Annotated in this window: 10 protein-coding genes; 1 reads left to right on the top strand and 9 read right to left on the bottom strand. The window is 63.7% G+C overall.

The genetic code is table 11. The features are described from left to right. The first annotated feature begins 300 nt into the window (after positions 1 to 300). Positions 301 to 531 (top strand): hypothetical protein, encoded by a 231-nt coding sequence (locus LL253_RS19540; protein WP_228228192.1) that lies wholly within the window; start codon positions 301 to 303, stop codon positions 529 to 531. A gap of 38 nt (positions 532 to 569) precedes the next feature. On the opposite strand, the gene LL253_RS19535 is transcribed toward LL253_RS19540, so the two are convergent. From LL253_RS19535 to LL253_RS19495, 9 genes are all read right to left on the bottom strand, one after another. Continuing rightward, positions 570 to 773 carry a hypothetical protein gene (locus LL253_RS19535; RefSeq protein ID WP_037542818.1) on the bottom strand — a complete coding sequence of 68 codons (204 nt, stop codon included), beginning with the start codon at positions 771 to 773 and terminating at the stop codon, positions 570 to 572. Positions 774 to 931: 158 nt separating this feature from the next. Further along, positions 932 to 1,144, bottom strand: coding sequence for a cold-shock protein (locus LL253_RS19530; protein ID WP_009822156.1), 213 nt, complete (start codon positions 1,142 to 1,144; stop codon positions 932 to 934). Positions 1,145 to 1,353: 209 nt separating this feature from the next. Continuing rightward, a complete protein-coding gene (locus LL253_RS19525) occupies positions 1,354 to 2,499 on the bottom strand; it encodes a hypothetical protein (RefSeq protein ID WP_228228191.1) in 1,146 nt (381 codons plus the stop codon). Between the two features lie 161 nt (positions 2,500 to 2,660). Then, the gene (locus LL253_RS19520; RefSeq protein WP_228228190.1) at positions 2,661 to 3,005 is read right to left on the bottom strand and encodes a hypothetical protein; all 345 of its coding nucleotides are present in this window, start codon (positions 3,003 to 3,005) and stop codon (positions 2,661 to 2,663) included. Positions 3,006 to 3,082: 77 nt separating this feature from the next. Then, a complete protein-coding gene (locus LL253_RS19515) occupies positions 3,083 to 3,358 on the bottom strand; it encodes a type II toxin-antitoxin system RelE/ParE family toxin (RefSeq protein WP_228228189.1) in 276 nt (91 codons plus the stop codon). Beyond that, on the bottom strand, positions 3,358 to 3,552 hold the full coding sequence (gene relB / locus LL253_RS19510) for a type II toxin-antitoxin system RelB family antitoxin (RefSeq protein ID WP_228228188.1): 195 nt from the start codon (positions 3,550 to 3,552) through the stop codon (positions 3,358 to 3,360). Before relB ends, LL253_RS19515 begins: the two co-directional genes overlap by 1 nt. Before the next feature lie 80 nt (positions 3,553 to 3,632). After that, positions 3,633 to 3,956 carry a DUF5615 family PIN-like protein gene (locus tag LL253_RS19505; protein WP_228228187.1) on the bottom strand — a complete coding sequence of 108 codons (324 nt, stop codon included), beginning with the start codon at positions 3,954 to 3,956 and terminating at the stop codon, positions 3,633 to 3,635. Further along, positions 3,956 to 4,174: a DUF433 domain-containing protein gene (locus LL253_RS19500; RefSeq protein WP_228228186.1), complete on the bottom strand. Its 219-nt coding sequence runs from the start codon at positions 4,172 to 4,174 to the stop codon at positions 3,956 to 3,958. The genes LL253_RS19505 and LL253_RS19500 overlap by 1 nt, the downstream gene beginning before the upstream one ends. Before the next feature lie 184 nt (positions 4,175 to 4,358). Beyond that, positions 4,359 to 4,699 (bottom strand): integrase core domain-containing protein (locus LL253_RS19495; RefSeq protein ID WP_228228185.1); only part of this gene is annotated, 341 nt, incomplete at its 5' end.

The raw sequence follows: 4,699 nt of genomic DNA, 5'->3' as shown, positions 1-4,699 counted from the left end.
GGGACGAGTTCAACATGGGTCAATTCTCAGTGGAAATTTACGCCCTACCCGGGTCACTTCTCAGTGGAAATCAACACTCATGCCGCTATGACGCGGTCGGGAGCTGGTCGTTCCGCGTGACCGGGTTGCGCTACGTTCCGCCATTCAGCACTGCCTTTCGACTTCTTAAAAGAAGACGCTCATTTTCTGATCAGTATCGACCGCGACGCTTTGGACGATAGCCGTTCCGTCTCCTTCGCAATCCGCGCTCGAACAGCTTATCGTGGAGCAGGCAGTCAGCCGCGCTTGCCAGCCATCCGTATGAACGACCCGATCAAAGTGAGCGTCTTGGTCGCGAAGAAGGTCAAGACGCGATCGTTGAGATATATCGCTCCAATCCTGGCAGAGCAGATAAACGGCGTTGCCATACAAGTTCTCGAGCACGACCAAATCGTCGGCAAACTGAGCTTCGAACTAAGATCCAAAGCCACCTTGGCCACAGACGTAAGCCTTCGGCCGGAACTCCTCGAACAGTCGCATCCGCTCTCGTAAGCGCACCATTTTCCTATATTTTCGTGCCGTTTACGGGGTCAGGCCGGGGTTTCGGGCGTGGCGGTGGCGGCGAGTTCGGCTTCGCGGCGGGCGCGGTTGCGGTCGCCCAGGTCCTGGCGCTGGGCCATGGCGGTGAAGGCGGCGGCGGAGCGCAGGCAGCGGTCGCGTACATTGTCGAGCAGGGCGGCGTCCGCTTCGGCATGGGCCTTGTCAGCGAGCGCGCGATAGTCGGGATTGGCCACGGATAATTGTCCTTCGCATCCCCAGGGAAGAAGGCCGGGCATCATGGGATGGACACCCGGCCGGCCCGCACTGCCCACTCAGCGCGAACGCCGGGCGGGCAGGGGCCTTTCCGTTCAGCGATGGGCGGAACGCGACGTGCGCGATCCGCCCGGACGCCTTATTCGGCGTGGGTGAGGTTCACAGCCGCCATCTTGCCGCGACGGTCCTGCTCCAGATCATAGGAGACGCGGTCCTTTTCGCGCAGCGTGGCGAGGCCAGCGCGCTCGACGGCGGTGATGTGGACGAACGCGTCGGGGGTGCCGTCATCGGGAGCGATGAAGCCATAGCCCTTGTCGGCGTTGAAGAATTTGACGGTGCCGGTGATGGCCATTGGGTATTCCTTCTTGTTTGCGGCGCGCCCCGTATGGGCGGGCCAAGGGCCAGAGAGGCAGGGAAAGAAGGAAGTTGGTGCCGCAAAGCGCCGAAGACCGTCGATTTGCGACTGTAGCCCGTCCCATATAGGGCATCAGGCGTGCAATAGCAAATCGCGGTACCGGGCGGCGCGGCATTTGGGGCCGGCGAAGGACGACAGGGGCAGGATCAGTGCGGAGGGTCCGCCGCGCGGGTCGCGCCGGCGGGCTCGGCCGAATCGGCGGCATTGTCGCACCCGGCCGCCGCCGCATCGAAGCCGAAATAGATGTCGCGCGCGCGGATCGCCGCTTCCTTATAGGGCCGATATTCCGCCTCCAGCTGCCGGGCGACGGCCTGTTCCTCGTCTATGGTCAGTTCACGCTGATAATCGTCGGGATCATACATCTCGTCGGATTCCTCGCCGGTGAAGTCGGGCGGCGGGGGGAAATCGGTGCGCCAGGCGTTGTAGAGCGTGTCCCACCACACGCCGCGCAGCCCGGCGGCGGCTTCCTCCGGCGGCAGGTCCATGAGGTGAGGAAAGGCCTGAGGCGGGCGAAGTTCACACCGTTCATGCGCGGCGGAAAAGGGCGGGTTCAGCCCGGTTTCGCCATGGGCGACGGGGCCAAGCACGCTGCCCTGCGCGGTGGTGGACAGAAGGTTGCGGCGCACCGCGATGAACATGGCGACGGAGGCGGCGGACGTCACCAGAGCGGCGGCCTCGTCGTCGACCGGGTCGGGATCGCCGGGCCGTTCGCCCAGCAGGGTCTGCGCGTCGGCGCTGGCGCGGGCGGAGGGTTCCTGACCGGCAAGGGGCAACTCGTCGCGCGCCACTTCGTCCAGCATGACCGCATAGGGGCAGATCATGTCGCAATAGGCGGTGAAATCCTGCGCCACGATGCGGGCGAGCGCGGCGTCGGAGCCTTCGGCGGGCGCATCGGCCATGCGATCGAGCCGCGAGAGCATCGACATGGCGAGGCGATTGTCATGGCGGTGGCGGCGCACCTCATAATTGTCGGGATCGCGGCGGATGACCTCCTCCTGCCCGGTGATTGCGCGGGCGAGCAGATCGGTCGCGAGACGGTCGCGCGCGATCAGGATCGCCGCGTCCCAGCCCAGCCGAAAGGCCGCGCCATCGTGACGGATGCGCAGATTATAGGCGCTGCGTGCGGTGATGCGCACGCTTTCGCAGGCGAGCATGATGACGCCGGTGGCGGCGAGCGTTTCCAGGAAGCGCCGCTGCCGCGCGGGCGTCCACCCATCGGCGCGGGTCGCATCGGCCGGGGTGGGGAGGTCATCGGGGAGCGAGGGGACGGGCGGCGGCACAATCGCGGTCATGGCAAGGCTCCTGTTTCCAGAATGAGGCTTGCCGAAAGGGTAGGCAGATGGGGCGGGTGTAGGACAGGGCAATAGGATTTTGGGCGCGCGCGTGGTTGCGCGGCCATGCCCGCCCCCTTGTCACCGCCCCGGAAGGCGTCAGGGGGCGGGGAAGGCCATTCTTATTGCGTGAACATATTCTTGTCGGTGACGACCAGATTGGTCACGCCGCAATAATCGACCGGGCTGTCAAATTCGCTGCCGTCGGAAAAGACGATTCGGGTCTGCACCTCGCAGCGTTCATCGCCTTCGAAGAATTTGAGCGACCGGGTGGCGGCGGGCTTGACCGGCATTTTGAGCCAGTCCTTCGACCAGCTGCCATCCTTGCGCTTGGTGAAGAACTGGATGGCGTCCACGGTCGATTTGTTGATGAGGACGAAGGCGTTGTCATCGCCATCATTGGCCTGGGCCGCAGGCGCGATGAACAAGGCGGCGCAGAGCGCGGCGGTGGCGGCAAATGATTTCATGAAAGTCCCCCCTGAAACGGCGCGCGACGGGAGTCGGGGCCGTGGGACAAGGGGTTAGCGGGCGTTACAGGTGGGCGCTAGGGATATTGCTGGCGGGTGTGAAGAAACGCCAATATCTGAATGCGGTCGGTCATGACGTGATATACAAGAATGTAGTTGGGATGAACGACCGCTTCGCGCGTGCCGGGGACGCGGCCTGGACGATGAAGGTAAGGATGGTCGGGCAGGCGATCGGCAGCATGGCGGATGGCAGCGCCGATACGGTCGGTCGCCGTCGGGTTCCGCATTTCAATATAGTCGATGACCTGTTCGAGTTTTCGGAGTGCGCTGGCTCTCCAGACGACCGGCAGCACTAGGCGGTCTTGCGTTCGTCCGCCTTTTTGCGGCGGTCTATGATGGCCTGCATCCTCGCCATGGCTTCGTCATGCGGGATGTCGGGTTGGTCCGAGGCCATGGCGGCTTCCACCTCAGCGCGAAACCATGCGTCATAGGCTTCCGCTTCCTCGGTCGTCGCAAACTCGGACTCGATGGGGGTGAGTTTGGTCATGGGGAGAGAATAGCAGGGCGGCGGAGGTTTATCCAGATTGGGGACGGAGTTGCCTCCATAGCGGATCATTCCGCGACTGGTCAGCGCACCTCTATGACCCGATCGCCCTGATCGAGACGCTCGGCGATCATCGGCCAGCGGACGTCGAGCCAAATGCGCAGGCCGCGATTGCTGATATTGCCGCAGCGGAACCAGAGCAGACGGGATTTGACCGGCGGGTGACGCAGGAGAAAATCGTCGTCCTTCGTGACAAGGATCATGCCGTGCCGTTCGACATGGGCCGCAATAATGGCATCGGGTGTCTGGCCGCCCAGTTCTGTGCTGACATGGGCGGCGATCAGGCCGCGCTCCGCAAACCATCCGCACAGGGCGGGTGGCAGTTGCGCGTCGATCAGCAGGTGCATCAGGCGGCTTGGATGACCGTATGGTCCACCGCGCGCGCGCCATAGGCGAGGCAGGCGTGGACGTCTTCGCGGGTGAGATAGGGGAAGTCTTCCAGCAGTTCCTCGACGCTGACCGAGGAGGCGAGCGCATCGAGCACATCGCTGACGCGCATCCGGGTGCCGGCGACAATCGGCCGCCCGCCGCAGACATTGGGGTCGATGACGATGTGCGTGGTCATGGGTGGAGTATGTGGGGGAGGGGAGGGGGCGTCAAGGTGTGAGAGGTGGCCGGGGTAGTCTGAACACGGATCGGCATTCGATAAGTGGATCATCTGCCGGTTTCATCATCGAACTGCCGATACGGGGCGTCATGCAGGGAGGGCGAAGCCCGACCGGAGTGACGCCCCGTATCGGCGGCCAAACTCATGCTGCCATCGCCATTGGCAGGTTGTCAAAATATGCCTGGTCCGGGGTCCGGGCGCCAAGGCTCGAATGCGGCCTCCTTGCGTTGTAAAAGTTCAGATAACGACCGATCGATATCCGGGCTTCGCTGACCGCGACGTAGGCGCGGAGGTAAACCTCCTCATATTTCACCGAGCGCCACAGGCGCTCGACCACCACATTGTCGCGCCAAGCGCCCCGGCCGTCCATGCTGATGGCGATTTCCTCCCGGTGCAGCACGCTGAAGAAGGCGTGACTGGTGAATTGACTGCCTTGATCCGTATTGAAAATCTCGGGCTTGCCGTAGCGCGCCAGGGCTTCCT

It is taken from the genome of Sphingobium soli (assembly GCF_020782245.1).
Lineage (GTDB): Bacteria > Pseudomonadota > Alphaproteobacteria > Sphingomonadales > Sphingomonadaceae > Sphingobium > Sphingobium soli.
This window is presented reverse-complemented; position numbering and strand designations above follow the sequence as displayed.